This is a genomic window from Sphaerimonospora cavernae (genome assembly GCF_042435035.1).
Lineage (GTDB): Bacteria > Actinomycetota > Actinomycetes > Streptosporangiales > Streptosporangiaceae > Sphaerimonospora > Sphaerimonospora cavernae.
Map to the genome: position 1 here is coordinate 81,457 of NZ_JBHMQT010000033.1, position 24,772 is coordinate 106,228.

The 24,772-nt window shown below is 69.3% G+C and carries 26 protein-coding genes and 1 pseudogene; 18 read left to right on the forward strand and 9 right to left on the reverse strand.

Annotated elements, in window-relative coordinates; translation table 11 throughout:
- The first annotated feature begins 550 nt into the window (after positions 1–550).
- Both ACFHYQ_RS15365 and ACFHYQ_RS15370 read left to right on the forward strand, forming a co-directional pair.
- On the forward strand, positions 551–2,146 hold the full coding sequence (locus ACFHYQ_RS15365) for an alpha/beta fold hydrolase (RefSeq protein WP_394301821.1): 1,596 nt from the start codon (positions 551–553) through the stop codon (positions 2,144–2,146).
- Between the two features lie 93 nt (positions 2,147–2,239).
- Positions 2,240–2,620, forward strand: a complete 381-nt coding sequence (locus tag ACFHYQ_RS15370; RefSeq protein ID WP_394301822.1) for an ArsR/SmtB family transcription factor — start codon at positions 2,240–2,242, stop codon at positions 2,618–2,620.
- Positions 2,621–2,746: 126 nt separating this feature from the next.
- Here ACFHYQ_RS15370 and ACFHYQ_RS15375 read toward each other — a convergent pair whose 3' ends face one another.
- The 3 genes from ACFHYQ_RS15375 to ACFHYQ_RS15385 are packed head-to-tail and all read right to left on the reverse strand — an operon-like array spanning position 2,747 to position 5,364.
- The gene (locus ACFHYQ_RS15375; protein ID WP_394301823.1) at positions 2,747–3,904 is read right to left on the reverse strand and encodes an acetyl-CoA C-acetyltransferase; all 1,158 of its coding nucleotides are present in this window, start codon (positions 3,902–3,904) and stop codon (positions 2,747–2,749) included.
- Between the two features lie 15 nt (positions 3,905–3,919).
- On the reverse strand, positions 3,920–4,537 hold the full coding sequence (locus ACFHYQ_RS15380) for a TetR-type transcription factor C-terminal domain-containing protein (protein ID WP_394301824.1): 618 nt from the start codon (positions 4,535–4,537) through the stop codon (positions 3,920–3,922).
- A gap of 26 nt (positions 4,538–4,563) precedes the next feature.
- Positions 4,564–5,364, reverse strand: coding sequence for an SDR family oxidoreductase (locus ACFHYQ_RS15385; protein ID WP_394301825.1), 801 nt, complete (start codon positions 5,362–5,364; stop codon positions 4,564–4,566).
- Positions 5,365–5,444: 80 nt separating this feature from the next.
- Here ACFHYQ_RS15385 and ACFHYQ_RS15390 point away from each other — a divergent pair, with 80 nt between their 5' ends.
- Genes ACFHYQ_RS15390 through ACFHYQ_RS15400 form a run of 3 tightly spaced genes read left to right on the forward strand, consistent with a single transcriptional unit; the run spans position 5,445 to position 8,434 of the window.
- Complete coding sequence (locus ACFHYQ_RS15390; protein ID WP_204018501.1) at positions 5,445–6,284, forward strand: enoyl-CoA hydratase; 840 nt, start codon at positions 5,445–5,447, stop codon at positions 6,282–6,284.
- On the forward strand, positions 6,274–7,401 hold the full coding sequence (locus tag ACFHYQ_RS15395) for an acyl-CoA dehydrogenase family protein (RefSeq protein WP_394301826.1): 1,128 nt from the start codon (positions 6,274–6,276) through the stop codon (positions 7,399–7,401). The genes ACFHYQ_RS15390 and ACFHYQ_RS15395 overlap by 11 nt, the downstream gene beginning before the upstream one ends.
- 10 nt (positions 7,402–7,411) lie before the next feature.
- Positions 7,412–8,434, forward strand: coding sequence for an acyl-CoA dehydrogenase family protein (locus ACFHYQ_RS15400; RefSeq protein ID WP_394301827.1), 1,023 nt, complete (start codon positions 7,412–7,414; stop codon positions 8,432–8,434).
- A 131-nt stretch (positions 8,435–8,565) separates the two neighbouring features.
- Here the strand turns inward: ACFHYQ_RS15400 and ACFHYQ_RS15405 are convergent, their stop codons facing one another.
- Together ACFHYQ_RS15405 and ACFHYQ_RS15410 are read right to left on the reverse strand one after the other, a co-directional pair.
- The gene (locus ACFHYQ_RS15405) at positions 8,566–9,660 is read right to left on the reverse strand and encodes a type III PLP-dependent enzyme domain-containing protein (protein ID WP_394301828.1); all 1,095 of its coding nucleotides are present in this window, start codon (positions 9,658–9,660) and stop codon (positions 8,566–8,568) included.
- A 29-nt stretch (positions 9,661–9,689) separates the two neighbouring features.
- Positions 9,690–10,454 (reverse strand): GntR family transcriptional regulator, encoded by a 765-nt coding sequence (locus ACFHYQ_RS15410; RefSeq protein ID WP_394301829.1) that lies wholly within the window; start codon positions 10,452–10,454, stop codon positions 9,690–9,692.
- A 337-nt stretch (positions 10,455–10,791) separates the two neighbouring features.
- Here ACFHYQ_RS15410 and ACFHYQ_RS15415 point away from each other — a divergent pair, with 337 nt between their 5' ends.
- The 13 genes and pseudogenes from ACFHYQ_RS15415 (at position 10,792) to ACFHYQ_RS15475 (ending at position 19,051) form a co-directional block, all read left to right on the forward strand.
- On the forward strand, positions 10,792–11,310 hold the full coding sequence (locus tag ACFHYQ_RS15415; RefSeq protein WP_394301830.1) for a hypothetical protein: 519 nt from the start codon (positions 10,792–10,794) through the stop codon (positions 11,308–11,310).
- 73 nt (positions 11,311–11,383) lie between these two features.
- Complete coding sequence (locus ACFHYQ_RS15420; RefSeq protein ID WP_394301831.1) at positions 11,384–11,545, forward strand: hypothetical protein; 162 nt, start codon at positions 11,384–11,386, stop codon at positions 11,543–11,545.
- 65 nt (positions 11,546–11,610) lie between these two features.
- Positions 11,611–11,859, forward strand: coding sequence for a DUF397 domain-containing protein (locus ACFHYQ_RS15425; RefSeq protein ID WP_394301832.1), 249 nt, complete (start codon positions 11,611–11,613; stop codon positions 11,857–11,859).
- Positions 11,860–11,982: 123 nt separating this feature from the next.
- Positions 11,983–12,096: a lasso RiPP family leader peptide-containing protein gene (locus tag ACFHYQ_RS15430; protein ID WP_394301833.1), complete on the forward strand. Its 114-nt coding sequence runs from the start codon at positions 11,983–11,985 to the stop codon at positions 12,094–12,096.
- A 79-nt stretch (positions 12,097–12,175) separates the two neighbouring features.
- Complete coding sequence (locus ACFHYQ_RS15435) at positions 12,176–14,032, forward strand: albusnodin/ikarugamycin family macrolactam cyclase (protein WP_394301834.1); 1,857 nt, start codon at positions 12,176–12,178, stop codon at positions 14,030–14,032.
- The gene (locus tag ACFHYQ_RS15440; protein WP_394301835.1) at positions 14,010–14,276 is read left to right on the forward strand and encodes a PqqD family protein; all 267 of its coding nucleotides are present in this window, start codon (positions 14,010–14,012) and stop codon (positions 14,274–14,276) included. Before ACFHYQ_RS15435 ends, ACFHYQ_RS15440 begins: the two co-directional genes overlap by 23 nt.
- The gene (locus ACFHYQ_RS15445) at positions 14,273–14,689 is read left to right on the forward strand and encodes a lasso peptide biosynthesis B2 protein (RefSeq protein WP_394301836.1); all 417 of its coding nucleotides are present in this window, start codon (positions 14,273–14,275) and stop codon (positions 14,687–14,689) included. The genes ACFHYQ_RS15440 and ACFHYQ_RS15445 overlap by 4 nt, the downstream gene beginning before the upstream one ends.
- Before the next feature lie 13 nt (positions 14,690–14,702).
- A complete protein-coding gene (locus ACFHYQ_RS15450) occupies positions 14,703–15,737 on the forward strand; it encodes a protein-L-isoaspartate O-methyltransferase family protein (RefSeq protein WP_394301837.1) in 1,035 nt (344 codons plus the stop codon).
- Between the two features lie 219 nt (positions 15,738–15,956).
- Positions 15,957–16,097: pseudogene (locus ACFHYQ_RS15455) on the forward strand (cold-shock protein); the annotation flags it as partial.
- A 228-nt stretch (positions 16,098–16,325) separates the two neighbouring features.
- Positions 16,326–16,928: a DUF2975 domain-containing protein gene (locus ACFHYQ_RS15460; RefSeq protein ID WP_394301838.1), complete on the forward strand. Its 603-nt coding sequence runs from the start codon at positions 16,326–16,328 to the stop codon at positions 16,926–16,928.
- A gap of 1 nt (position 16,929) precedes the next feature.
- Positions 16,930–17,151 carry a helix-turn-helix domain-containing protein gene (locus tag ACFHYQ_RS15465; RefSeq protein ID WP_394301839.1) on the forward strand — a complete coding sequence of 74 codons (222 nt, stop codon included), beginning with the start codon at positions 16,930–16,932 and terminating at the stop codon, positions 17,149–17,151.
- Between the two features lie 87 nt (positions 17,152–17,238).
- Positions 17,239–18,588, forward strand: coding sequence for an MFS transporter (locus ACFHYQ_RS15470; RefSeq protein WP_394301840.1), 1,350 nt, complete (start codon positions 17,239–17,241; stop codon positions 18,586–18,588).
- A gap of 118 nt (positions 18,589–18,706) precedes the next feature.
- Complete coding sequence (locus tag ACFHYQ_RS15475; RefSeq protein WP_394301841.1) at positions 18,707–19,051, forward strand: RNA polymerase-binding protein RbpA; 345 nt, start codon at positions 18,707–18,709, stop codon at positions 19,049–19,051.
- Between the two features lie 151 nt (positions 19,052–19,202).
- Here ACFHYQ_RS15475 and ACFHYQ_RS15480 read toward each other — a convergent pair whose 3' ends face one another.
- The 4 genes from ACFHYQ_RS15480 to ACFHYQ_RS15495 form a co-directional block, all read right to left on the reverse strand.
- A complete protein-coding gene (locus ACFHYQ_RS15480; RefSeq protein ID WP_394301842.1) occupies positions 19,203–19,775 on the reverse strand; it encodes an FxsA family protein in 573 nt (190 codons plus the stop codon).
- 81 nt (positions 19,776–19,856) lie between these two features.
- On the reverse strand, positions 19,857–20,600 hold the full coding sequence (locus ACFHYQ_RS15485) for a polyprenol monophosphomannose synthase (protein ID WP_394301843.1): 744 nt from the start codon (positions 20,598–20,600) through the stop codon (positions 19,857–19,859).
- Positions 20,600–22,099 (reverse strand): apolipoprotein N-acyltransferase, encoded by a 1,500-nt coding sequence (gene lnt, locus ACFHYQ_RS15490; protein WP_394301844.1) that lies wholly within the window; start codon positions 22,097–22,099, stop codon positions 20,600–20,602. The genes ACFHYQ_RS15485 and lnt overlap by 1 nt, the downstream gene beginning before the upstream one ends.
- A gap of 377 nt (positions 22,100–22,476) precedes the next feature.
- Complete coding sequence (locus ACFHYQ_RS15495) at positions 22,477–24,741, reverse strand: HelD family protein (protein WP_394301845.1); 2,265 nt, start codon at positions 24,739–24,741, stop codon at positions 22,477–22,479.
- Positions 24,742–24,772 lie beyond the last annotated feature (31 nt).

The window sequence follows — 24,772 nt, forward strand, 5'->3', positions numbered from 1 at the left end:
CATACGTACGCATTTCCCCCCATACGGGTAGTACGTACCGCCCAGTCCGCCCCCGACGGTAGATCGGCCACGCCACGCCCGCGTCACCGGTCGTACGTCCCACCAACGCCCTCAAGGATTCTCCGGCCCCTGAGACGATCCCCCACCCCCTCGCGTGATCTTGCGAATTCTCGCAGGAATGCCTCCCCACCTGGGCATTCACCTACGGTGATCTTGCAGTTGTTTTCGAGCAACCCCTCCGACCTGCACTATCGCGCGAGTTGATCTTGCATTCGGCCGGAGAGTGCAAGATCATGACGGCCATCAGGCCTGGCCAGCGCCCAGGTATGCCAGAAACTGCAAGATCATGAAGCTCGTCCGAGCAGGTCAACCCTTATGCGTGACAGAAACTACAAGATCACGGTGATGTGGGAGGGGTGGGATTTGGGTTGATGTCGGCTACGGCTGTACGCCGCAAGGATGACGGACATTTCCACCTTTAGTCGGACCCAAGAGTTGTCATCGGTGATCGAGGATTTGGTTATCGATCACTTCAACTGCCGGAGGGCCGATGCGAAGAACACTGCAAGTGATCACTGCGGCGTTATCCGTCAGCGCCGCCACCCTGCTCCCCCACTCCCCCGCCACCGCCGGCACGGGTGCCGCGGGAGCGGGCACCACCCGGTCCATCAACTGGTCCCCGTGCGAGGATGACCCGACCGCCGAGTGCGGCACGCTCCCCGTGCCGATCGACTGGGCCCGGCCCGGCGGCCCGACCATCGACCTCGCGCTGGCCCGGCGCAAGGCCACCGATCCGGCGGCCAGGATCGGATCGCTGGTCATCAACCCCGGTGGCCCCGGCGGTTCGGGCGTCGAAGCCATCATCGGCGAATACCAGATGACGTTCAGCGACGAGATCAACCGGAAGTTCGACATCGTCGGTTTCGACCCGCGCGGCATCGCCCGCAGCCACCCGGTGGTCTGCTCGACGGATCTCCTTGCCCAGATGCCCGATCCGATCATGAAGAGCCAGGCCGACTTCACCGCGCGCCTCGCCTACAACCGGCGGCTGCGCGATGACTGCCGGGCGCGTACGGGACCGCTGTTCGACCACGTCGACACGCTCAGCGTGGCGCGCGACCTCGACGCGATCCGCGCCGCCCTCGGCGAACGGAAGCTCACCTATTACGGCATCTCGTACGGCACCCTGATCGGGCAGGTGTACGCCGAGACCTTCCCGCGCAACTTCCGGGCACTGGCCCTCGACAGCACCATGGACCACACCCTGGGCACCAGGGCGTTCCTCGACACCGAGGCCGCGACCGTCCAGGACTCCTTCAACGAGTTCGTCGCCTGGTGCGAACGGACCAGCACCTGCGCGCTGCACGGCAAGGACATCCGGGCGTTCTGGGCCGGTCTGCTCGCCCGGGCGGAACGCGGCGAGCTGCACTTCCCCGGATATCCGGATGTGCCGTTGAACCAGAGCAGCCTGATCGCGCTGGCCACCTCCGGTTTCTACGGGCCCTTCTGGGCCGAGCTCGCTGACCTGCTCGTCGCGATCGACACCGGCGCCGAGCCTTCCGCGCGGGCCGAGCAGGGGCAGCTGATGAAGCTGCTCGCCCCCCGGCCGATGCAGGAGGAGGTCACCGGGTATTCACCGCCGGTGTTCTGCGAGGACTATCTCCTGCCGATCCGCGACTTCCGGGAGTACGCGACTCATCTTCGCCGGTCGGCACGGCTCGCGCCCGACATGCGGATCAGTCCGCTCGCGATCTCGTTTACCGCCGCCTGTCTCGGCCGGCGCGCCCCGATTCCCAACCCGCAGCACCGCCTGCACGTGCGTACGAACACCCCGCTGCTGCTGGGCAACGCGCTGCACGATCCCGCCACCGCCTACCCCTGGGCGGTGCACACCGCCATGCAGCTCGGCCGCTCAGGCGTGCTGCTCACCTATGAGGGCTGGGGCCACGGCATCTACGGCCGCGGCGACTGCACGACCGGGGCGTTCGACCGCTACCTGGTGTCGCTCGCCCTCCCCGCCCGCGGCAGCCGCTGCCCGGCGGTGCCGCCCACCGAGGTGACCTCGTTGCACCGGTCCCCGATACACGTGCCGTCCGGGCCCATCCCCGGCATGCCCGGCATACCCGGCTGGACCTTCGGTTCCTGACCGTCCTGACGGTACGGCTCTCCGCCTCCGTCTCGCTTGGGGGACGAGACGGAGGCGGAGCCGCTTGTCCGACGTCTGTCGTACAATGAGTGGATGTCGAGCGATGATTTGCGGCAGTCGGGCAAGTGCCTTCCGCAGCCGGATCTGGAGGACATCCGGATCGATCAGGTGATGCGGGCGCTCGGCGAGCCGGCCCGGCTGCGGATCGTCCGCTCGCTCGCCCGGTCCACGGAGCCGATGAGCTGCGGCGCCTTCGACCTTCCGCTGTCCAAGTCGACCACGACCCACCACTTCAAGGTGCTGCGGGAGAGCGGCGTCATCCTCCAGTACCGGGAGGGAACCTGCAGATACAGCCTGCTGCGCCATGCGGAGCTGGAGCGGCGCTTCCCCGGTCTGCTGGCGGCGGTGCTCCGGGCGGATGAGCCGGAGACGGCGGAAGATCCTGACGGGGCCGCGCAGGCGGCTTCAAGCTGACCCCGCGAACGAACGCGTCCGCCGCCGTCACACCCCCATGCACCCTTGTATCGGGTATGTCGGGCGCGGGGATGGGACGGGGGCGGACGACTTTCCGGAGCCGGGGAGCGTCCAGTCCTGTTCGGGTCAGAGGCGTTCGATGATGGTGACGTTGGCCTGGCCGCCGCCCTCGCACATCGTCTGCAGGCCGTACCGGCCGCCGGTGCGCTCCAGCTCATGCAGCAGGGTGGTCATCAACCGGACACCGGTGGCGCCGAGCGGGTGACCGAGCGCGATGGCGCCGCCGTTCACGTTGACCTTCGCGTGATCGGCCCCGGTCTCCTTCAGCCAGGCCAGCACGACCGAGGCGAACGCCTCGTTGATCTCCACCAGGTCCATGTCGTCGATCGACATGCCCGTCTTCTTCAGCGCGTACGCGGTGGCCGGGATGGGGGCCGACAGCATGCGGATGGGGTCCTCGCCGCGTACCGAGATGTGGTGGACGCGGGCGCGGGGCCGCAGGCCGTGCGCCTTCACCGCGGCCTCGGAGGCGATCAGCATGGCCGCGGCGGCGTCGGAGATCTGCGAGGCGACGGCGGCGGTGAGCTTGCCGCCCTCCTCCAGGGTCTTCAGCGACGCCATCTTCTCCAGCGAGGTGTCGCGGCGCGGCCCCTCGTCGGTGGTGACGCCCTCGAACGGGGTGATCTCGCGCTCGAAGCGCCCCTCGTCGATGGCCCGGATCGCCCGCTGGTGCGACTCGAAGGCGAAGGCCTCCATGTCCTCCCGCGAGATGTCCCAGTCACTGGCGATCATCTCGGCGCCGCGGAACTGGGACACGTCCTGCGTGCCGTACCGGGCCTGCCAGCCGCGCGAGCCGACGTACGGGCCCTCGGTGAGGCCGAGCGAGTCGGCGGCGCCGCGCGAGGCGAACGCGATGGGGATCTGCGACATGTTCTGCACACCACCGGCGACGACCAGGTCGCTCGTGCCGGACAGCACGGCCTGGGCGGCGAAGTGCACGGCCTGCTGGGAGGATCCGCACTGCCGGTCGACGGTCACGCCCGGCACCTCCTCGGGGAGCCCCGCGGCCAGCCAGCAGGTGCGGGCGATGTCGCCGGCCTGCGGGCCGACCGTGTCCAGGCAGCCGAAGACCACGTCCTCGACCGCGGACGGGTCGATTCCCGAGCGGGACACCAACTCGTTCAGCACGTGCGCGCCGAGGTCGGCCGGGTGCACCCCGGACAGCCCGCCGCCGCGCCTGCCCACGGGCGTGCGCACCGCTTCGACGATGTACGCCTCAGCCATCGAAACTCCTTAGATTTACGCTGACAGGATCCCGTCGAGGATCATCGTGAGGTACTGCCTGGCGATCTCGTCGGCGGTCAACCGGCCACCGCTCCGGTACCAGCCGGCCGCCACCCAGACGGTGTCGCGGAGAAACCGGTAGATGACCCCGGTGTCGAGCCCGACCCGGAACGTGCCGTCCAGCACGCCCCGGTCCAGCAGTTCCAGCCACATCTGCCGGAACCGCTCCTGAGAGTCGAGCAGGTAGGAAAAACGCGGATTTGTCGACAGATATCGCGACTCGTTTTGATAGATCATGACCGCCGGGCGATGACGGTCGATCATGCGGAACGACTCGGCGACGAGAGCCTGGAAGGTCTCGCGGGATCCGAGCCCGGATGCGAGCACCCTGTCGTAGGCCGCCCACATCTCGGTGAGGAAGGCCGACAGGATCTCGTCGACCATCGACTCCTTGGAGTCGAAGTGGTAGTAGAGGCTGCCGCCGAGCATGCCGGCCGCCTCGGCGACCTCCCGGACCGTGGTTACGGCGTACCCCCGCGACGCGAAGACCTCGGCGGCCGTGGCGAGCAACTCGGCTCGCCGCTCGGCGCGTGCCGCGGCGGTGCTGGCGGAGTCTCGGCGTCTTGCGCTCATGGCGGATCGGACCTCTCCGGGATGCCTCAGGGATGCTGACTGGAGACCGAGACGACCTCTCCGGTCATGTAGGAGGAGTAGTCGCTCGCGAGGAAGACGATAACGTTGGCGATCTCCCACGGCTCCGCGTAACGACCGAAGGCCTCCCTCGTCGTCAGTTCGGCCAGTAGCTCCTCGGTCGTAACCTTGGCCAGGTGGGGGTGCATGGCAAGGGAGGGGGCCACCGCGTTGACGCGTACGCCGTGCGGCGCGGCCTCGATCGCGGCGCACCTGGTCAGGGCCATGACCCCGGCCTTGGCCGCCGCGTAGTGCGCCTGCCCCTCCTGCGCCCGCCAGCCGATCACCGACGCGTTGTTCACGATCACGCCGCGCCCCCTGGGCTGCATCAGCGCCAGCGCGGCACGGGTGCAGCGCATGGTGCCGTTCAGCGTGACGTCCAGCACCCGGGTCCACTGCTCATCGGTCATCTCGACCAGCCGGGCCGTACCACCCAGGCCCGCGTTGTTGACCACGACGTCCACCGGGCCGAGGCGCTCCTCGGCGGTCGCGAACAGGTGCCGGACCTGCTCTTCCTTGGTCACGTCGCATGGCACAGAGGTGACCGCGTCGGCTCCGAACTCCTTCTCGAGCTCGGCCGCGGTTTCAGCGAGCCGCCTCTCATGGGCGTCGCTGATCACTACACGGGCGCCTTCCTCCAGCATGCGACGCGCGCAGGCACCGCCGATTCCGGTACCGGCCGCGGCGGTCACCACGGCCACCCGGCCGCGCAGCAGCCCGTGGCCCGGAACATAGGAGGGTGCCGTCTTCCCCGTCGCTCCTACGGTCATTCCCCCGCCTCCGTCTCCTCAGTGAGCTTCACGTAGGTTACTCTACCAAACAGTTGTTAGAAAGAATCGAGGGGTGCCCGATGAGCGTGGTGCACTACGAACGGCGCGGCCCCGTGGCGGTGGTCACGATGAACCGCCCGGACTACCGCAACGCCCAGAACTCGAAGATGACCTACGCGCTGGACGAGGCCTTCTACCGGGCCGTCGCCGACGACGAGGTCAAGGTGATCGTGCTGGCCGGCGCGGGCAAACACTTCTCCGCCGGTCATGACATCGGCACGCCGGAGCGGGACGCGCATCTGTCCTTCGACCGCAAGGCCACCCTGTGGTGGGACCACGTGGGCAAGGAGGGCGCCGAGAGCCGCTTCGCGCGCGAGTCGGAGGTCTACGTCGGCATGTGCCGGCGCTGGCGGGAGATCCCCAAGCCGACCATCGCGATGGTGCAGGGCGCCTGCATCGCCGGCGGGCTCATGCTCGCCTGGGTGTGCGACCTGATCGTCGCCTCCGACGACGCGTTCTTCGCCGACCCGGTGGTGCGGATGGGCATCCCCGGCGTCGAATACTTCGCCCACCCCTGGGTGATGCCGCCGCGGATCGCCAAGGAGTTCCTGTTCACCGGTGACCGGATGGGCGCCGCCCGCGCCCACGAGGTGGGGATGGTCAACCGGGTCGTACCACGCGAGCAGCTGGAGGCGGAGACCTTCGCGCTGGCCGAGAAGATCGCCGCGATGCCGCGCCTGGGACTGGCGCTGACCAAGAAGGCCGTCAACCAGGCCGAGGACCTGCAGGGCATGCACACCGGGATGGACTCGGTCTTCGGCCTGCACCACCTCGCCCACGCCCACAACGCCGAGACCTCGGCCGACTCCCTGGCCGGGATGGACCCCAAGAGCATGAAGGCGGCCGCCGATGGATCTTGACCTGTCGTCCGTTGCACCGTTCCGCGCCGAGGTGCGCGAATGGCTGCGCACGCACCTGCCCGCCGCCCCGCTGCCCTCGCTGGAGATCGAGGAGGGCTTCGCCGCCCACCGCGCCTGGGAGCGCGAGCTGTACGGCGCACGCCTGTCGGTGGTGTCCTGGCCGGAGGAGTACGGCGGACGCGCCGCGACCCCGCTGGAGTGGCTGGTCTTCGAGGAGGAGTACTACGCGGCCGGGGCGCCGGGCCGGGTCAGCCAGAACGGCATCAACCTGCTCGCGCCCACCCTGTTCCAGCACGGCACCCCCGAGCAGCTCGCCCGCGTCCTGCCGTCGATGGCCTCCGGTGAGGTGATCTGGGCGCAGGCCTGGTCGGAGCCGGGCGCCGGCAGCGACCTCGCCTCCCTGCGCGCCACCGCGACCCGGGTCGACGGCGGCTGGCTGCTGAACGGCCAGAAGACGTGGAGCTCCCGGGCGGCCTTCGCCGACTGGGGCTTCGGCCCGTTCCGCTCCGATCCGGAGGCCCAGCGGCATCGCGGGCTGACGTATTTGATGTTCCCGCTGGACGCGGAGGGGATCACCCGGCGCCCGATCGGCCGCATCGACGGCAAGCCCGCCTTCGCGGAGCTGTTCTTCGACGACGTGTTCGTCCCCGACCGGGATGTGATCGGCGAGCCGGGCGCCGGATGGAAGGTCGCGATGAGCACCACCGGCAACGAGCGCGGTCTCACGCTGCGCAGCCCCGGGCGGTTCCTGGCCGCCGCGGACCGGCTGCTGGACCTGTGGCGGGAGCGGGCCGACCCCGCCGACACCGCGCTGCGCGACCGGGTCGCCGACGCGTGGATCAAGGCGCGGGCCTACCGGCTGAAGGGCTACGAGACCGTCTCGCGGACCGACGACATCGGCGCCGAGTCCAGCATCAACAAGATCTTCTGGTCCGAGCTCGACGTGACGCTGCACGAGACCGCCCTCGACCTCCTCGGCCCGGACGGCGAGCTGGAGGGCGACTGGCTGGAGGGCTACGTCTTCTCACTCGCCGGGCCGATCTACGCCGGGACCAACGAGATCCAGCGCAACGTCATCGCCGAGCGCGTGCTCGGCCTGCCCCGAGCCGGGCGATAGGGAGGCCGCCGTGAAGTTCATCCTCGACGCCGAGCAGCGGCTGTTCGGCGAGACCCTGGACAAGATCCTCACCGAGGCGGACACGCCGTCGGTGATCCGCGGCTGGGCCGCGGGCGCCCACCAGCCCGGCCTGGCCCTGTGGCGTTCACTCGCCGCGACGGGCGTCCTCGCCCTCGCCGTACCCGAGTCGGCCGGCGGAGCCGGGCCGCTGCCGGTCGAGCTGGTCACCGCCTTCCACGAGCTGGGACGGCACGCCGTGCCCGGGCCGTACACCGAGACTGTGGCCGTCGCCACGCTGCTCCACCGCCTGGGCGATGAGCTGGAACGCGGGAGCGAGTGGCTGGAGGGCATCGCGGAGGGCCGGGTCGTCGCCTCACTCGCACTGCCCGCACTGCCCGCACTGCCCGCGCCGCCTCAGGCCGCCGCGCCGTACGCACTGGACGCCGACGCCGCCGACCTGGTGCTGCTCGTGGACGGCGACGAGCTGCGCGCCGCCGCGGCAGGTGAGGTGCGCGCCTCCCTGGATCCGGCCCGCCGGCTGCCGTCCGTCGTGGCGGGCGACGTTCTCGCCGCCGGTCCCTCGGTCGCCGCCGCCGCCCGGGCCGCCTGCGACATGGGGGTGCTGGCCACCGCCGCCCAGCTCGTCGGCGTGGGCCGGCGGCTGCTGGAGGTGAGCGTGGACTACGCGAAGGCCCGGCAGCAGTTCGGGCGGCCGATCGGCGAGTTCCAGGCGGTCAAGCACCACCTGGCCGACGCGCTCGTCGGCCTGGAGTACGCCCGCCCGCTGGTGCACGGCGCGGCCGTCTCCTACGGCTCGCCGGACTTCGGGCGCGACGTGTCGGCCGCGAAGGTCGCGGCGTCGGAGGCGGCGTACGCGGCAGCGAAGATCGCGCTGCAGGTGCACGGCGCGATCGGCTACACCGACGAGTACGACCCCAGCCTGTGGATCCGCAAGGCCCGCGCCCTGCACTCGGCCTGGGGCTCCCCCGCGGCCCACCGCGCCCGGGTGATCTCCGCACTCGCCGGCGTCTGAAAAACCGACCGGCGACCGCACAGCACAGGCCGGGAGCGTGACGGCTCCCGGCCCGCGGCCGTCAGACGCCGCCGGCGACGTGGGAGCACAGGGCACGCCGCCGCCGTAGCCACCGGTCTCGTTGCCCTGGACTACTCCCCGACGTACCGGAAGCTGGGCTTCGGGTGCATGAGGAAGTCATGGTGGGAGATGTTCCACGCGTACGCTCCCGCCATGGTGAACTCCACGATGTCGCCAGGCTTCAGGCTCACGGGGACCCGTCGTGCGAGCGTGTCCTTGGGGGTGCAGAGCTGGCCGACGATCGTGGTGGGTTCACCGGCCTCCCGGATGATCATAGGCTGACTGTGCCCCTTGGTCGCCGGAGTGCGGATGTGATGGGTTCCGCCCGCCACGACGGCGAACAACTCGCCGTGAACGCGCTTGACGTCGATCACCCTGGTCACGTACCGGCCGCAGTAGACAGTGAGGGAGCGTCCGGGTTCGATGCGCAGCACCTCCCCGGGGCGGCGCAGCTCCGCGAGGCCCCTGCCGTACGTCTGCCAGTCGAAACGGCGGTCCGGGTCGGCGTAGGAGACGGCCATCCCCCCACCCAGGTTGATCTCGGTAACGCCGAGCCCCCGCGCGTAGTCGAGGATGGCGGCCGCCAACTCCAGCATCCGGGGGGCGTCAAGGCCGCTGGCCAGATGCGCGTGAATACCGCGAAGCCGGATGACGTCCTGCTCTGCGAGCAGCTGCTCCAGGCATTCGGCGATGCCCTGCGGGTCCATCCCGAACGGCGTCGCGCCTCCGCCCATCGCCAGTGATGCGCCTTCGATCGGGACGTCCAGGTTGACGCGCAGCAGTACATCGGCGGAACGTTCAGAGGCGAGCAGGCGCCGGAGTTCGCTGGGACTCTCCACATGCAGTCGCGTAACCGCGCTGAACAGCTCCTCGTCGGTCTTTCCGGGACCACCGAACGCGATCGGCATGTCGGGGTGCAGCGCCCGTACGTGTGCCAGCTCTCCGCCTGAGGCGACTTCGAAGCCATCGACATGACGGGCGAGCACCTTCAGCAGCTCCGGATCGGGGTTCGCCTTGACCGCGTAATAGAGCTCGATGTCCCCCAGCGCGGCTCGGATGTCCTTCATGTGGGCGTCCAGCTCGGCGAGGTCGTAGACGAAGGCCGGAAGTCGTCCGGTTGTCGCCATCTCGGACATCGGCGTCTGCGTCGGCAGTATGGCTGTCATCTCTACTCCGATCCTGTTCGTCCGGAAGCTCAGGCGAGCGGGAACTGGTTCTCGATCACCAGGTAATTCGCCGGGGTGACCGAGATGGTGACCTCGACGGCCCGACCGTCTGCGATCTTGCCCACATGGTGGATGTCGAGAACGCTCCGTTCGGGGCTGATCTCCAGCGCTTGGACTTCGCCCTCTGTCGGCAAGCGGACCGTGATCCGCTCCGTCGCGTCTGTCTGTGGGTAGCCAAGCTCGGCCAGCGCTGATTTGATTCCGCCGACGATCACGGGCCCTTGCTCTTCCAGCACTGTTCCGGCGGCGATCGTCAACGGGATCCACGACTCATTCAGGCGGATCGGGATGCCGGACGCAAGCAGCCTCCGGCGTCGTACCAAGCAGTTTGCCTGACCGTGGGGGAGCCCAAGGACATCGGCGACGGCGGCTGGCGGCTCGGCTCGATCGGTTCGGATCTCGTGCTCCGGCTGGAGACCAATGGCTCGGATCTCCGCGTCAAATGCCCCCTTTGCGCCGTCACTTTCGCGCGTGTCGCGCGCATAGCGAGCTGGTGTGTGCAGCAACGGAGGAATCCACGTGACGATCGTCCCCCGGCCTTGACGGGAACGGACCATTCCTTCGGCTGCGAGTGCCTGCATCGCCCTGTTGACCAAACTTCGAGACGCGCCGTACTGGGCGGCGAGTTCCGGTTCTGGTGGAAGGAAGGCTCCCGGCGGGAAGCGACCCTCGATGATCGCTTGTCGAATCTCGCTGGCGATCTGCCGGAAGCCGAGCTTGCTGACGTGTTGCATGTCTCCCTCTCCTGTCCCAAGAGATCTTACCGCCAAACGCCAATCGTTTGGAGTTTCTTGACTTCGCACTCTCGCTGGATCCATGAGTGAGACACCAAACGTTTGGCGTTTAGAGGGTACCCGATCGCTCTGTGGCAGGACGGTCAGGGGAGACGATGCGGCTCTGCCTCACGCGGGCTGCACGAACCGGTTGGAGGCGTGGCGTGCGATGACGGTTGACGAAGGGCTCTCCTCAGGATCCGTTGATCGGTTAGAACAAGCCGCAAGCAAGTCCACCCCGGCTGCACCGAAGGTGGCTCGGGTGTACGCCGTTCTACGGCAAAGTCAGGGTCAAGGGGTGAGCGGGACTGCTGCGGTGGTTGTGCTGTCTCCTGCCGGTCAGGTGGCCGAGCGGCTTCGCGCGGAGCTGAAGCGGTGGGGGATCGCCGCCGATGTCAACGAGGGCGAGGGCCTGGCCCTGGTGTCGGTGTGGGTCGACTTGGTCATCTGGTGCGAGCCGGAGACGAATGGCTGGCGCTACCGCTGGTGGACCGGCCGTGTCTCGGCACAGACAGGGCGGCGCGTCTACACCGGATGCCGGGCCGAGGCGGTCACCACGGCCGCGCACCGCGTCGCCGAGCGTTTCACCGAACTGCGGCACTCCCACCCGTTATCGCCGTTCGTCACCGAGTTCTGCGTGGTCTACAGCATTCCCTATCGGCTCGACCGTGGAGAACTGATCTCTTCGTCACACATGGAGGCGGCGAAAAATGACCGAACAGAGGAAGACCCTGCTGGGCGTGGGGGTGTGGGAGGGGTTGTCGGCCGAGTACCAACCGCGCACGGCGGTGGTCTACGTCCGAGATTCGATCGATGAGGAACAGCCGTCGGTGCGGGTGAGCCTGGCACGGTGGACCCGATTGCTCTCCTCGATCAAAGCGGACAGGTTCATGCCTCAGCAGGAGGGCGATGCGATCACGATCGCGATCGGCGACCTGTCGCACACCGGGATCATGCAGCGCCCGAGCTTCGTGACGACCAACCGGCACGCCTGGGACATCTTCGTCAAGGCCGTGAAGAGCGGCAAATTCGATCACCTGGCCGCCCAATGAGCGTGGGGATGGCGACCTGTTCTCGGTGGTGACCGGTTCGGAGATCTGGAGAGAGAAGGGGAGACATGCTTGCTGCCGACTTTTCCGGGGCCGCTTGGTGGAAGAGCAGCCGCAGCGCCAACAACTGCGCCTGCGTGGAAGTGGCACTGATCGCTGACGGCAAGGTCGGCGTGCGGGACAGCAAGGATCCCGACGGTCCCGCCCTGGTGTTCACTCCTGCCGAGTGGGACGCGTTCCTCGGCGGGGTCGAGGACGGGGAGTTCACCCGCGAGCGGCTGGCCGCGAACGCTCAGGCTCCGTCCCTGCCGGTGTAGTCCCGGTGAGGACGGGTGTGGCGGGCTCCAGCCCCTGGACGCCGGCCACCAGCACAACCCCCGAACCGGTCCGGTCCGGGGAGTACCTTCAACACCCCGCTATTTCGGGAGGAGGTGAACTCAATGAACAAGCAGACCTACAGCACCCCGGCCCTGGTGGAGCTCGGTGACGTGCGGTCGGTCGTGCTCGGCAGCAGCAACAACGACACCGCTGACATGTCGAAGTACTACAACTGAGCCTCCGCGGCTCCTGGTGCACCCGCCGCCTCCGGGGGCGGCGGGTGCACCGCCCCATTGAGCAGATCAAGGAGTGGTCATGCGTTGGTTCGCCGGTTGGGTGCCCGGTTCCGACTCCGTCGATGTCGTCCTGCCCACGCCAGTCGGCAGCCGTCGCATCTGGGCAGGAACTCACCCACTGTGGACGGCCGGTGACTGGTCCGGCGAGCGGGTACGCACAGTGCAGGTCGACGGCTGTCAGATCGCCGCGCTTGGGGTGTGCCTGGCCACCGACGCCGAACTGGCCGCCGCTGTCACTGACGCGCAACAGGCTGGAGACTACGCCCGCCTGGCCAAGCTGCCGGGCAACTGTGTGATCGTCGTGGCCGACGAGCAGGCGGTGTCGATCGTGACCGACCTGGCCGGGCTGCACCCGGTCTTCTACACACGGTGGGCGGGCGGATTCTGGTTTGCTTCCTCACCGCTGCCGCTGGCCGACCTCATAGGCGCCGGGCCAGACCTGGACTGGATGACCTCGACGCTGTTGTGCGCTGATGTCCCGCAAGCGGCTGAGGGCCGGTCCTCATTCACCCGGGTTCGCCGCTCCCGGCCCGGTCACGTCCTGGTGCTGGGAGAAGGTGAACCGACTCAGCATCCGATCCCGCTGCAGTTGGGTGGGACGTCTTTCGAGGACGGAGCTGCCGCTCTACGTGCCGCTCTGATCACCGCTGCAGGCCGGCGTGTGGAGATGTGGCCGGAGATGACGGCCGACCTGTCCGGCGGCCTGGACTCCTCTACCCTGGCGTTGCTGGCAGCCGCGTGCCTGCCCTCGCAGTTGCCCGCTGTCACCTACGTCGACCCGCTTTCCGGGAGCGTCGACGATCTGACCTACGCCGAGATGTGCGCCCGCTCAGCACCCGGTCTACGACATGTCGTGGTCCACGGCGACGACACCTGCCTGCCATTTCTCGATCTGGATGCGGCACCGCTGCTGGATGAGCCGTCACAGGAGGTCTTGTTGGTGGCGCGCACCCGCTCCCGTCTCGCTCCTGCTCTCGAACACGGCTCACAGGCGCACCTGAGCGGGGATGGCGGCGATGCAGTGTTGGTCGGGCCGCTCCCCTACCTCGCCGACCTGGTCCGCACTGGGCGTATCCGCGACCTGTTGCGGGAAGCTGGATCATGGGCGCGGCTGCGTCACCGACCCGCCCACGCGATGGTCGCGGCTGCGGTACGGCTGGCGCGGACCAGCTACGCGGATGCGCTCGGGCAGGTCACGCGCCGCCTCCGTGCGGGCGGCCCCCACCGCCGCCGTGGCGTCGAGGACTACCTCACCTGGTGCAGCGTCTCCCCTACTGCCGCGTGGGCACCTGCACCGGTGCGGCATCGCCTGGCCGACCACGTCGACGAGATCCGGCAGTCGGCGGACTACAAGATCGGGGGTGACGAGGCGGCGATGGCGACTCTTCAATGGAACGGCGGTGCCAGCCGGGCATTCGAGCAACTCGCCGATCAGCTCGGCGTGCCGGTGCATGTCCCGTTCCTCGACAATCAGGTGATCGCCGCCTGCATGGGTGTGACCGTGGCGGACCGCACCACCACGGCTGCCGCCAAACCGCTGCTGGCGGCCGCGGTCGACGGGATGGTCCCGGCCGAGCTGCTGACCCGCCGCACCAAGGGCGACTACACCGCCTGCGTGTATGCCGGGCTGCGGCAGGCGGCACCGCACCTGCGGGCGCTGCTCCGCGCCCCGCTTCTGGCCGAGCACGGGCTGATCGATCCGGCCCCGCTGACGCTCGCGCTGGACGACGCCATCAACGGCCAGAACGTGCCCCTGCCCGCGCTCGGCGACGTGGTCGCCGCCGAGCTGTGGCTGCGCCGGATCCACCAGCCTCGACCCGACTTTTGGGCCACTCATGTTCAGGAGGTACACCATGCCGCGACTGGCACCCGCTGAGGGGGTCACGTTCCAGACCACGGACGAGGGCGGCATCCTGCTCGACCGGTCCGGCGGCCAGTTGTACGGGCTCAACCCCGCCGCTGCCGTCGCGTGGAACGCCCTGGTGGCAGGCGGAAGCGTCAACGAGGCCGTGGCCGCGGTGCTGAACTGCTTCGATGTCGACGCCGACACTGCACGCGGCGACATCGAGCGGCTCACGGCCACCTTGCAAGACCGTGGGCTGCTCACCTCGACGCCATGAGCAGCCACATGGCGCTGCCCGCGGCCACGCCACGGCTGCCGGTGGTGGATCGGCTCATCGCCCTGGCCGCCTTCGCGGCGGCGGTGCTGCTACTGCGGCTGCCGTTCGAGCGGACGACGCGGGTCGCTGCCTGGGTGAAACGCCGCTGCCGTAGGCCCGCCACGCCCGAAGAGGCGGAAACGACCGCCGCTGCGGCACGCTGGGCCGGACAATGGTTCCCCGGCCGGGCCGCGTGCCTGGAACACTCCCTGACCGCCGTACTCGCCGCCGCGTGCAAGAGACGGGCCGTGGACTGGTGCATCGGGGGCCGCATGTCCCCGTACGCCGCCCACGCCTGGATCGAGACCGACGCCGGCCCGGCAGGGGAGCCCGAGAACCCGGATCGGCCCTATCTGCTGCTGCTGCGCATCTGATGAGGAGACGCACATGACCTTCAGCCCGCCCGTGGAAGCCGCTTTGGCGGCCGTCGATGAGGGCGCCTACACGACCGGCCCCGACGGTGCCCGCCTCCCGCAAACGTCCTCCCCGACGGTGATCGCGACCATGCTCGACCTGCTCGATGTCACCCCAGGTGCACGAGTGCTGGAGATCGGCACCGGCTCCGGCTACTCCACCGCGCTGCTCTCCCATCTGGTCGGCGACGCCGGCCACGTGACCACGGTCGAGGTCGTGCCCGAGCTGGTCACCCGCGCCGAGGAACTGCTTCACAATCACGGCCGCCGCAATGTCGAGCCGATCTGCGGGGATGGTGCCAAGGGCGCCCCGGGCCGTGCTGACGAGTTCGATCGGGTCATCGCGTGGGCGACCTCGGCGCGGATCCCCGACGAGTGGGTGGTACAGGCCACCCCGCAAGCGGTCATCGTCACTCCCGTGAACCTGACCGGCATGGCGAAGACGTTCGGCGTAGCCCGCGTCCGCTGTGAGGGTGAGGAAATGGTGGCCGAGCAGCTCGTCCCCGGAGGGTTCGTCGAGGCGCATGATCAGGTCGTCGACCAATGGCTGGTGCCGCCCTACGGAGCCGACGCCGTCACCCGAGACGGTGAGGGCTGTTCATGGTGGCTGTCGGCGGAGTGGCTGCGCACCCGGCAAGACAGCGACACCTTGGGCCGGGCCCTGCTGGACCGGCTCATGCTGGACGGTCGCCCGGCGCCGGGACCGTTGGACGAGTCGGAGGACCACAACGGCTTCTACGGCTTCCTCCTCGCTACCCGACCCCAGGGGCTGACCACCGCCGCCTGCGGGGAACCCGTCTGGCGGATCGGCTATGCCTCACCCAGCGAGGCCGCGCTGATCAGCTTCAGCGATGCCCAGCGCGCGTTCCATGCGGGCGACGGCCACGCCCTGCAGGTGCTGGCAGGCTGGGCTGACAGTTGGCGCGCGCAGGGACAGCCAGCCTTCGCCGACCTGCGTCCCACTCTCCGGCGCATCCAGGACGGCTGGCAGGTCCGCGTCCACCTGTGACCTGACCACCGTTACCAACGCGTCGCATGGCTGCGATGCTCTTCGCTCAGGTCGAGGGCTCGAAGGCGATCCCCACGTCATGGAGATCTCATCGAAAGTCCCACTGGCGAGCTGGGTATCGGGCCGGCCCAACTGCGAAAGCACGCCGCCGCCGTAGCCCACCGCCCATTGGAGGACTTCTGCGACGAGATCGTATGACGAAGGCCCTCCGGAGCCACCGACGACGGCACCCCGGACGTCTTCGTCCACTACTCGGCCATCAATGCCGGTGGTTACCGGTCACTGGAGGAGAACCAGCGGGTCGAGTACACCGCGGGCCAGGGGGCCAAGGGCCCGCAGGCCGAGCGTGTCCGACCGTTGTCGCCTGGCACGTCGCTCGACGGACATCCGGCCCCGAACTCTCACCCGAGTCCGGGGCCGCTGTCGTGGAGGCCTATCGCGGCACGCACTGCGGCGTCGAACTCCTCGTCGCCGAAGCGGGCCCGGAATCCCGGCTCGCCTATCTCCCCGTCCTTCACAACACCCTCCTTCTCGCTTATCTTTCATATCGATAAACGATAAGGAGGGGATTCCGTGGGATGGGGGCGAGTGCGTGTATGGACGGGCCGCACCTGGTGGGCGATCTTTGAGAACCTGGCCTACCTGGCTTTCGCGCTCGGAGTCATCGCCCTGCTCGGCACGGCGTGGATGGCTTCGGGCGTGACTTACACCGGCCCCGCCACCATGGAGGTGCCCCAGTTGCTGGACTGGCCCTTTCTCAATCCTCAACAGGTGGGGCCATTGAGAATCGGCCTGAGCTACAGCGCCTTCATCTCTCTCGATCACCCGGAGCGTTGGCAGACCCTCCTGATGCACCTGCCGTCGGTGGTGACGGCGCTGTTAACCACCATCCTCACTTTTCTGCTGTGGCAGGTCGCCCGAACGCTTAGGCGAGGTGACCCTTTCGTGCCTCGCAACGCCCGGCGGATCTTCCTCATGGCCGGCTGCGTGGCCGGATACGGCCTGCTCGTTGAACCGCTCAGGACGATGGTCGCGGTGATCGTGGTGGGCGGCACCCCCGCCGAGGGGATGATCGACACCGACTGGCCGTTCGCTCCGGCCCCTATCGGGTTCGCCCTGCTCCTGGCCGCACTGGGCACGATCTTCAGGAGGGGCGCCGCCCTGCGGGAAGACACCGAAGGGCTGGTCTGACATGCCATCCGACACCGAGCACCACATCCACGTCCATCTGGACCGGTTGCTCGCAGAACGCGGGATGACACTCACCGAACTGGCCGACCGGGTTGGCGTGACGATCGTCAACCTGTCGATCCTGAAGAACGGCAAGGCCAGGGCGATCCGGTTCTCCACGCTGAGCGCGATCTGCCGCGAACTCGGGTGCCAACCGGGCGACCTCCTCACCTACGGCAGTTGAGCCGAGAGTCCCACGCCTATCGCGGGGACGCGATCGGGGATAATCTCGGCTTCACTTTTCCCGTGATCGTCACATAAGGGAGACAGCATGGCCGCCCCCGAGGTCGTCGAAGAGGAGTCGCCGCAGTCGCGGCGGCGTGAGCACCGCGGCTGGTTCTGGTACGACTGGGCGGACTCGGCCTTCCAGACGACCGTCCTGACCGTCTTCCTCGGGCCCTACCTGACAGCGGTGGCGACGACGGCGGCCGGCGGGGAGGAGGGCTTCGTCGCGTTCCTCGGGCTGGATCTGCGGCCGAAGGCGTACTTCACGGCCCTCGTGACGATCTCGGTGCTGCTCCAGATCGTGACCATGCCGATCGTGGGCGCGCTCGCCGACCACACGGGCCGCAAGAAGCAGATCATGGGCTTTCTGGCCTATCTGGGCGCGGCGGCCACGCTCGGGTTCTACTTCGTCTCCGGCGACCGCTACCTGCTCGGCGGCTGGCTGTTCCTCCTCGCCAACGTCGCCTTCGGCGGGGCTCGGGTGACCTACGATTCGTTCCTGCCGCAGATCGCGGAGGCGGGCGAGCGCGACGACGTCTCCAGCCGGGGCTGGGCGTTCGGCTATCTCGGCGGCGGCCTGCTGCTGGCGGTGAACCTCGCCCTCTATCTGAGCGGCGGAATCGACGAGGGCCTCGCCGTACGGATCAGTCTGGCCTCGGCGGGACTGTGGTGGGCGATTTTCGCGATCATCCCGATGCTGCGGCTGCGCGACCGCCCGGGCTACGCTCACGACGCCACCGTCTCCCGCGCCGTGTCGGGCAGCGTCCGCCAGCTCGGCCGTACCATCGCCGATCTTCGCCGCTACCCGCGCACCCTGCTGTTCCTGGTCGCCTACCTGCTCTACAACGACGGTGTGCAGACTGTCATCAGCTTCTCGTCCACCTATGCGGAGCACGAGCTGGAGCTGGGCAAGAGCACCCAGATCGGGGCGATTCTCATGGTGCAGTTCGTCGCGTTCGGCGGCGCCCTCCTGCTCGGCAGGCTCGCCCTGCGATACGGCACCAAGCGCACGGTGCTCGGCAGCCTCGTCATCTGGACCGCCGTCGTGGGCGTCGCCTACTTCCTGCAGAAGGGCGCGGCGATCCAGTTCTTCGCGATCGCGTTCTTCATCGCGATCGTCCTCGGCGGCACCCAGGCGCTGTCGCGCTCGCTGTACTCCCTGGTGATCCCGCCGGGCCGGGAGGCCGAGTACTTCAGTCTGTACCAGATCAGCGACAAGGGATCGGCGTTCCTCGGCTCTCTGGTGCTGACGCTGGCCCTGCAGGTAACCGACAGCTATCGCACGGCGATCGTCTCGCTGGTCGTGTTCTTCGTGATCGGCTTCGTGCTGCTCGTGATCGTCGATCTTCCGCGGGCCATCCGGGAGGCCGGCAACGAGGTCCCCGATCACATCTAGCGAGTGATGCGAAAGTGCGGTTGGAGCAGGCCACTCCTGGGAATCCACAAACGGTATCAGGCGTTGTACGCGGTGGCGACATAACCCCTCTAGGCGGGGACCTCAGGAGGCTTGGAACATGGGAGAGCGTGCACTTCGCGGCACCCGGCTCGGCGCGACCAGCTACGAGAACGACCGCAACACCGACCTGGCCCCACGCCAGGAGGTGTCCTACACGTGCCCCAAGGGCCATCTCACCACGGTTCCACTCGCCGTCGAGGCAGAGATCCCCTCGTCCTGGGAGTGCCGCTACTGCGGCACCACGGCGCTGCGCGTCGACGGCGAGCAGCCGCAGCAGAAGAAGGCCAAGCCCGCGCGGACGCACTGGGACATGCTGCTGGAGCGCCGGTCCATCGAGGACCTGGAGGAGGTGCTCAACGAGCGCCTGGCCATCTTGCGGGAGCAGCGCCGCAAGAGCGCCTAGCCTCTCGTGAGAGACCGCCGACCGGCTGAAGACATGAGTGGCTGAAGCCACGAAAGGGACGCCCCCGGAGACCGTTTCCGAACGGTCTCCGGGGGCGTCTCACGTTCCCAGCGGTGCTTCACCGGACAGGCGCTGCTTCACCTGGTGGGCTTCACCTGATGGCGGGCCTGTCGCCGTCGCCGCCGCGCGCCGTCTCACCGTCGTCCGTGATCACTTCGCCGTGCACCACGCGGGCGTGCCCGGCGCGGCTCCCCGACCCGCCGGCCGCGCCCGTACCACCGAACGGGCCGCCGAACCGATCGCCGAATCCGCCGGTGTGGTCCAGCAGCGGACCGTACGGCGAGCGCGCGGCCAGCGAGCGGACGCGGCGGCCCAGGAACCACGCCAGCCAGCGGCGCGCGATCGGCCGGGTGACCGGCAGGATGAAGAAGAGGCCGAACACGTCGCTGAGGAAGCCGGGCGCCAGCAGCAGCGCGCCGCCCGCCATCACCAGAGCGCTGTCGGCCAACTCGCGGTCGCACTGCCGCCCGGACCTGATCGCGCTCTGCAGCGCCGCCCAGGCCCTTCTGCCCTCCCGGCGCATCAGCCAGGCGCCGAGGAGGCCGCCGGCGATCAGCAGGCCGACCGTATTCCAGCCACCGATGACCGATCCCACCTGGATCAGGACCCATATCTCCAGGACGGGGACGACGAGGAACGCCAGAAACAACCCGATTCGCAGCATGTCACCCCTCAATCACACGGCGGCCGTACCTACAGACCGTACATACAGGATGAAACGTCTCCGCCGCCCGAGTGGTTCCAGTCATCGCCGACGGCGAAACCGCCGGTCCATGCCCTGGAACCCCCAGACGGTGATCCGCCACAGGGCCTCCTTCATGATGTCGCCGCTCATCTTGCTGGCGCCGACCGTGCGCTCCACGAACCTGATCGGGACCTCGGTCACGCGCAGGCCGTGCCGTACGGTCCTGAGCGTGAGGTCGACCTGGAAGCAGTAGCCCTGCGACTCGACGTCGTCCAGGCCGATCTTCCGCAGCGTCGAGGCGCGGTAGGCGCGGAAGCCGGCGGTGGCGTCGCGGACCGGGATGCCGAGCATCAGCCGCACGTAGATGTTGGCGCCGCGCGACAGCAACTCGCGCCGCAGCGGCCAGTTGACGACCTTCCCGCCCGGCACCCACCGGGAGCCGATCGCGAGGTCGGCGCCGCGGCCCACCGAGTCGACCAGCTGGGGCAGCTCCTCCGGCTGGTGCGAGCCGTCGGCGTCGATCTCGCACAGGATGTCGTAGCCCCGCTCCAGCCCCCACCGGAACCCGGCGATGTAGGCCGCGCCGAGGCCCTGCTTGCCCGGCCGGTGCATGACGTGGATGTGGTCGTCCCGCCCGGCCAGTTCGTCGGCGATCTCCCCGGTGCCGTCGGGGCTGTTGTCGTCGGCGACGAGCAGGTCCGCGTCGGGCAGCGCCTCGCGCAGCCGCCGCGTGATCACGGGCAGGTTCTCTCGCTCGTTGTACGTGGGGACGATCACGAGCACTCGCCCGCCAGGCCGCTCCATCAGCTGTTCCTCCGCGCTTTCGCAATCGCCGCCACGGTTGCAGTCGCACCAATGAATATCAAAATCCATTCAGGCAGCGCACCCAACCTGGCGGCGAGCGTGGTCCCCGTCCTGACGGGGACGTCCACGACATTCATGTCCGCGACCAGTTCGCCGGTCCGCCACGCGATCCGGCCGTCCGGGGTGACATAGGCCGAGATCCCCGTGGTCGCCGCCGTGACCACGGCCCGGTTGAACTCCACCGCACGCAGCTGCGACATCGCGAGCTGCTGGGGCGGCAGGTTGGTGAGCGCGTAGCTGGCGTTGTTGGTCTGCACGACCAGCGGGGTGCCGCCGGTGGCGACGGTGTCCCTGACCATGCCGTCGAAGGCCACCTCGTAGCACTCCACCACGCCCACCGTGACCGGCCCCATCCGCAGCGCGCCCGGCGTCTCACCCGCCTTCGACTGCCGGCCGACCAGATGGGCCCGTTCGGACAGCGCCAGGACCAGGTCCTTCATCGGGGTGTACTCGCCGAACGGCACGAGCTTGCGCTTGTCGTAGTACGCCCCCGGCCCGGTGACCGGGTCCCACACCAGGCCGCGGGTCGCCCGGTACTCGGTCCCGATGTGCACGACGGCCCCGACGAGGATCGGCGCCCCGATGTCCTTGGCCGCCGAGTCGATCACCTCACGGGCGAACCGGTTCTCGTAGGGGTCGATGTCGGTCGAGTTCTCCGGCCAGACCACGAGGTCCGGCTTGGGCAACTTCCCGTCCTGTACGGCCCTGGCCATACGGTGCGTCTCATCCGCGTGGTTGCGCAGCACCACGGCGGGCTCGTCCCCGAGGAAGTACATCCCCCGCCCGGGGACGTTCCCCTGGATCACGCCTATCCGCACTGTTCTGCCCTCGTCGCCGGGCCGGGGCACCGCGAACCCCAGCACCGGTACGGCTATCGCGCCCAGCAGCGTCCCGGCGACGACGCCGTCCCACCGCATCCCCCCGGGAGCCCTGACGACCCTGATGACCAGCGCGGACAGCAGCGTTCCCGACAGGGCGACCGTGAAACTCACAAGCGGGGCGCCGCCGAGCGCGGCGAAGGGGGTGTACGGCGACTCGCCCTGGCTGAAGGCCAGCCGCGCCCAGGGGAAACCGCCGACCGGGAACAGGCCGCGGGCCCATTCCTGGGCGACCCACAGGCAGGCCACCCAGAGCGGCCAGGCGCGCGATCGCATGACGTAGGTGACCGCCACCGCCAGGGCGGCCCAGAACAGGCTCTCGATGCCCACCAGGGCCAGCCAGGCGTCGTTCCCGATCGGGCGCACCCACGACAGCGTGGGGAACAGGAACGCCAGGGCTCCCACATATCCGATCCAGGCGGCGCGGCGCCAGGCCGTGCCGTACAGGGCGAGGGCGAGCAGCGCGACGCCGACCGGCGCGCAGAACCACCAGCCGATGGGCGGGAAGGCCAGGTAGAGCACCAGGCCGCCGGCGACGGAGGCGGCCACTTTCAGTAACACGGGCACACTCTACGGCGGAAGGGGGCCCGGGCTGCCCTTCGGACCGGATCCGTCCCGCCGGCGGCGGGCGCGGAGACCGTTGTCTACTGGGTGCCCGGACCCCTTCCCTGGGTCCAACCCCCCGGCCGGCTGGGGTGCCCCGGCCCGGCGGAACATCGGTCTGCGCCTGGCTGTGAAGACGGAGTCACTCTCCGTCACGGACGCAGGAGCCGATGGCGCCAGGAGACGGCCAACCGGTCAGTCCCGTGCTGGACTCGCAGCAAACTACCGACCTCAGCGTAGATGTCAACCGCACCCCCAACAGGGGTAATGCCAACTTTGCCCAGCTGGAGGGTATCTGACAAATTCCGCCCCGACTGCCTGGGGCGATGTGGCCGTCATCGGATCCGGTCCGCCATACCGGTCAGAGCGGCGGGCAGCACGCCGGTGTGCACCACGCCGAGCCGCCGGGTGGCCCGGGTCACCGCGACGTAGAGGTCGCTGGGCCCCCGGGGTGACTCCCTCAGGATCCGCGACGGTTCGACCACGATCACCGAGTCGAACTCGAGCCCCTTGGCGTCCGCCACGGTCAGCACGGCGACCGGGGCGTCGAGGGCGGCCGGTCCCGGCACGGCGACGGCGCCCGGCACGGCGGCGGTGACCAGTGCCCCGATCTCGCGCTCCGCCGAGGCCGGGACGATCACGACCAGGCGGCCCGCGCCGCCTTCCTCATCCCGGACGATCTCTTCGCGGACCAGCGGGCCCAGCTCGGACAGTTCCGCCACGCGCAGCGCCCAGGGCCGCTCCCCGGTCTCGCGCACCGACTCCGGGGCCTTCAGGTCCGGGCCGACCAGCTCCAGCACCCGGGCCGCGACCGCCATCGACTCGGCCGGCGTGCGGTAGTTCACCGTGAGGACGGCCTCGCGCCAGCGGCCCCCGACGTACGGGTCCAGCATCCGGCCCCAGCTGGCCGCACCGGCTGACGAACCGGTCTGGGCGATGTCGCCGACGATCGTCATCGACCGGCTCGGGCAGCGGCGCATGACCATGCGCCAGGCCATCTCCGACAGCTCCTGCGCCTCGTCGACGATCGCATGGCCGAACGCCCAGGTGCGGTCGCGCGCCGCCCGCTCCGCCGTGGTCAGCTGCGTCTCCTCGGCCTCCTGGCGGGCCGCGAAACGCTCGGCGTCCATGATGTCGGCCATACCGGTCAGCTCGAGGACCTCCCGGGCGTATGCGATCCGCTCCCGGCGCTCCTCCTCGGCGATCCGGGCCGCCCGGACCACCCCCTCGTCGATGTGGCCGAGGAGCTCGGCCGCCTCGTCGAGCAGCGGGACGTCGGCCTCGCTCCACCAGGCGCCGCCCTCACCCGGCCGGGGCGGCTCCCGCAGCAGCGCCTCCCGCTCCCGCTCGTTCAGCCCGGCGGCGGCCATCCGCTCGGCGGAGGTGAACAGGCCGATCAGCAGGCGCTGCGGGGTGAGGTACGGCCAGAGCCGGTTGAGCGCGGCCCGAACCGGCTCCTCGGTCCGCAGGTCCTCGCGCAGCTCGGCGAAGTCGGCCTCGTCGAGCATGCCGCGGCCGAGCTTCCTGGCGGCCTGCCTGGTCAGGGTGTTCAGCAGATGCCTGACGAACACCGGGCGCGCCTCGTTGTGCGGCTTGCGGGCGCGCAGCGCCTTCGCCCGGGCGGCCTCGAAGGTCTTGACGTCGAGCCGCAGCGTGAACTTGTCGAGCCGGATCTCCAGCGGCCGGTCCGGGATCCGCTGCCGGTCGCCTACGGCGGCCGCCACCACCTTGGCCATCCGGACCGATCCCTTGATCGCGGCGGCTTCGGGGGGATCGGAGCGGGCGGCGGTGACCCCGGGGTAGAGGTCACCGATGGTGGACAGCAGCACGTCGGTCTCGCCGAGCGAGGGCAGGACCTGGTCGATGTAGCGCATGAACGTCGGGTTGGGCCCGAGGACCAGCACGCCCCGCCGTTCCAGGCGCTCCCGGTAGGTGTACAGGAGGTAGGCCGCGCGGTGCAGGGCCACCACGGTCTTGCCGGTGCCCGGGCCGCCCTGGACGACGAGCACGCCGTTCAGGTCGCTCCGGATGATCGCGTCCTGTTCGGCCTGGATGGTGGCCACGATGTCGCGCATCCGCCCGGTGCGCCGCTCGTCCAGCGCGGCCAGCAGGGCGGCCTCGCCGTTCAGCGTGGCGCGGTCGGCGTCGGTGAGCCGGTCGAGGTCGAGCAGGTCGTCGTCGACCCCGGTGACCTTGCGGCCCTTGCTGTGCAGGTGGCGTCTGCGGGTCAGCCCCATCGGCGCGGCCGGGGTCGCCCGGTAGAACGGCTGGGCGACCGGTGCCCGCCAGTCGATCAGCAGGCGGTGCTGCTCGTCGTCCGACAGGCCGATGCGGCCGATGTACAGCGAGGTTTCGTCGGCGTGGTCCAGCCTGCCGAAGCACAGCCGGTTCTCCACCGCCCACAGGCGGGCCAGGCGCTGGGCGTACATGACGGCGAACGTGTCACGCTCGGACCGGTTCTGATGCGTGCCGGAGGCGCCCTGGGCCAGCACGTCGTCAAGCTGTCTGCGCGTGCGCTCGCGCAGCACGTCGAGGCGCTCGTACAGCGCGGCGACGTACTTCTGTTCCCGGGCCAGCTCACCCGCCGAAGTCTCAGGCATAGGCCGACAGATTGTAGTGGCCCGGTGGTCG

What these genes read in the sequence shown, in the direction of transcription:
- ACFHYQ_RS15365 (WP_394301821.1), top strand. Translation starts at nt 551, where the DNA reads ATGCGAAGAACACTGCAAGTGATCACTGCGGCGTTATCCGTCAGCGCC.
- ACFHYQ_RS15370 (WP_394301822.1), top strand. Translation starts at nt 2,240, where the DNA reads ATGTCGAGCGATGATTTGCGGCAGTCGGGCAAGTGCCTTCCGCAGCCG.
- ACFHYQ_RS15375 (WP_394301823.1), bottom strand. Translation starts at nt 3,904, where the DNA reads ATGGCTGAGGCGTACATCGTCGAAGCGGTGCGCACGCCCGTGGGCAGG.
- ACFHYQ_RS15380 (WP_394301824.1), bottom strand. Translation starts at nt 4,537, where the DNA reads ATGAGCGCAAGACGCCGAGACTCCGCCAGCACCGCCGCGGCACGCGCC.
- ACFHYQ_RS15385 (WP_394301825.1), bottom strand. Translation starts at nt 5,364, where the DNA reads ATGACCGTAGGAGCGACGGGGAAGACGGCACCCTCCTATGTTCCGGGC.
- ACFHYQ_RS15390 (WP_204018501.1), top strand. Translation starts at nt 5,445, where the DNA reads ATGAGCGTGGTGCACTACGAACGGCGCGGCCCCGTGGCGGTGGTCACG.
- ACFHYQ_RS15395 (WP_394301826.1), top strand. Translation starts at nt 6,274, where the DNA reads ATGGATCTTGACCTGTCGTCCGTTGCACCGTTCCGCGCCGAGGTGCGC.
- ACFHYQ_RS15405 (WP_394301828.1), bottom strand. Translation starts at nt 9,660, where the DNA reads ATGACAGCCATACTGCCGACGCAGACGCCGATGTCCGAGATGGCGACA.
- ACFHYQ_RS15410 (WP_394301829.1), bottom strand. Translation starts at nt 10,454, where the DNA reads ATGCAACACGTCAGCAAGCTCGGCTTCCGGCAGATCGCCAGCGAGATT.
- ACFHYQ_RS15420 (WP_394301831.1), top strand. Translation starts at nt 11,384, where the DNA reads ATGCCTCAGCAGGAGGGCGATGCGATCACGATCGCGATCGGCGACCTG.
- ACFHYQ_RS15425 (WP_394301832.1), top strand. Translation starts at nt 11,611, where the DNA reads ATGCTTGCTGCCGACTTTTCCGGGGCCGCTTGGTGGAAGAGCAGCCGC.
- ACFHYQ_RS15430 (WP_394301833.1), top strand. Translation starts at nt 11,983, where the DNA reads ATGAACAAGCAGACCTACAGCACCCCGGCCCTGGTGGAGCTCGGTGAC.
- ACFHYQ_RS15435 (WP_394301834.1), top strand. Translation starts at nt 12,176, where the DNA reads ATGCGTTGGTTCGCCGGTTGGGTGCCCGGTTCCGACTCCGTCGATGTC.
- ACFHYQ_RS15440 (WP_394301835.1), top strand. Translation starts at nt 14,010, where the DNA reads ATGCCGCGACTGGCACCCGCTGAGGGGGTCACGTTCCAGACCACGGAC.
- ACFHYQ_RS15445 (WP_394301836.1), top strand. Translation starts at nt 14,273, where the DNA reads ATGAGCAGCCACATGGCGCTGCCCGCGGCCACGCCACGGCTGCCGGTG.
- ACFHYQ_RS15450 (WP_394301837.1), top strand. Translation starts at nt 14,703, where the DNA reads ATGACCTTCAGCCCGCCCGTGGAAGCCGCTTTGGCGGCCGTCGATGAG.
- ACFHYQ_RS15465 (WP_394301839.1), top strand. Translation starts at nt 16,930, where the DNA reads ATGCCATCCGACACCGAGCACCACATCCACGTCCATCTGGACCGGTTG.
- ACFHYQ_RS15470 (WP_394301840.1), top strand. Translation starts at nt 17,239, where the DNA reads ATGGCCGCCCCCGAGGTCGTCGAAGAGGAGTCGCCGCAGTCGCGGCGG.
- ACFHYQ_RS15475 (WP_394301841.1), top strand. Translation starts at nt 18,707, where the DNA reads ATGGGAGAGCGTGCACTTCGCGGCACCCGGCTCGGCGCGACCAGCTAC.
- ACFHYQ_RS15480 (WP_394301842.1), bottom strand. Translation starts at nt 19,775, where the DNA reads ATGCTGCGAATCGGGTTGTTTCTGGCGTTCCTCGTCGTCCCCGTCCTG.
- ACFHYQ_RS15485 (WP_394301843.1), bottom strand. Translation starts at nt 20,600, where the DNA reads ATGGAGCGGCCTGGCGGGCGAGTGCTCGTGATCGTCCCCACGTACAAC.
- ACFHYQ_RS15495 (WP_394301845.1), bottom strand. Translation starts at nt 24,741, where the DNA reads ATGCCTGAGACTTCGGCGGGTGAGCTGGCCCGGGAACAGAAGTACGTC.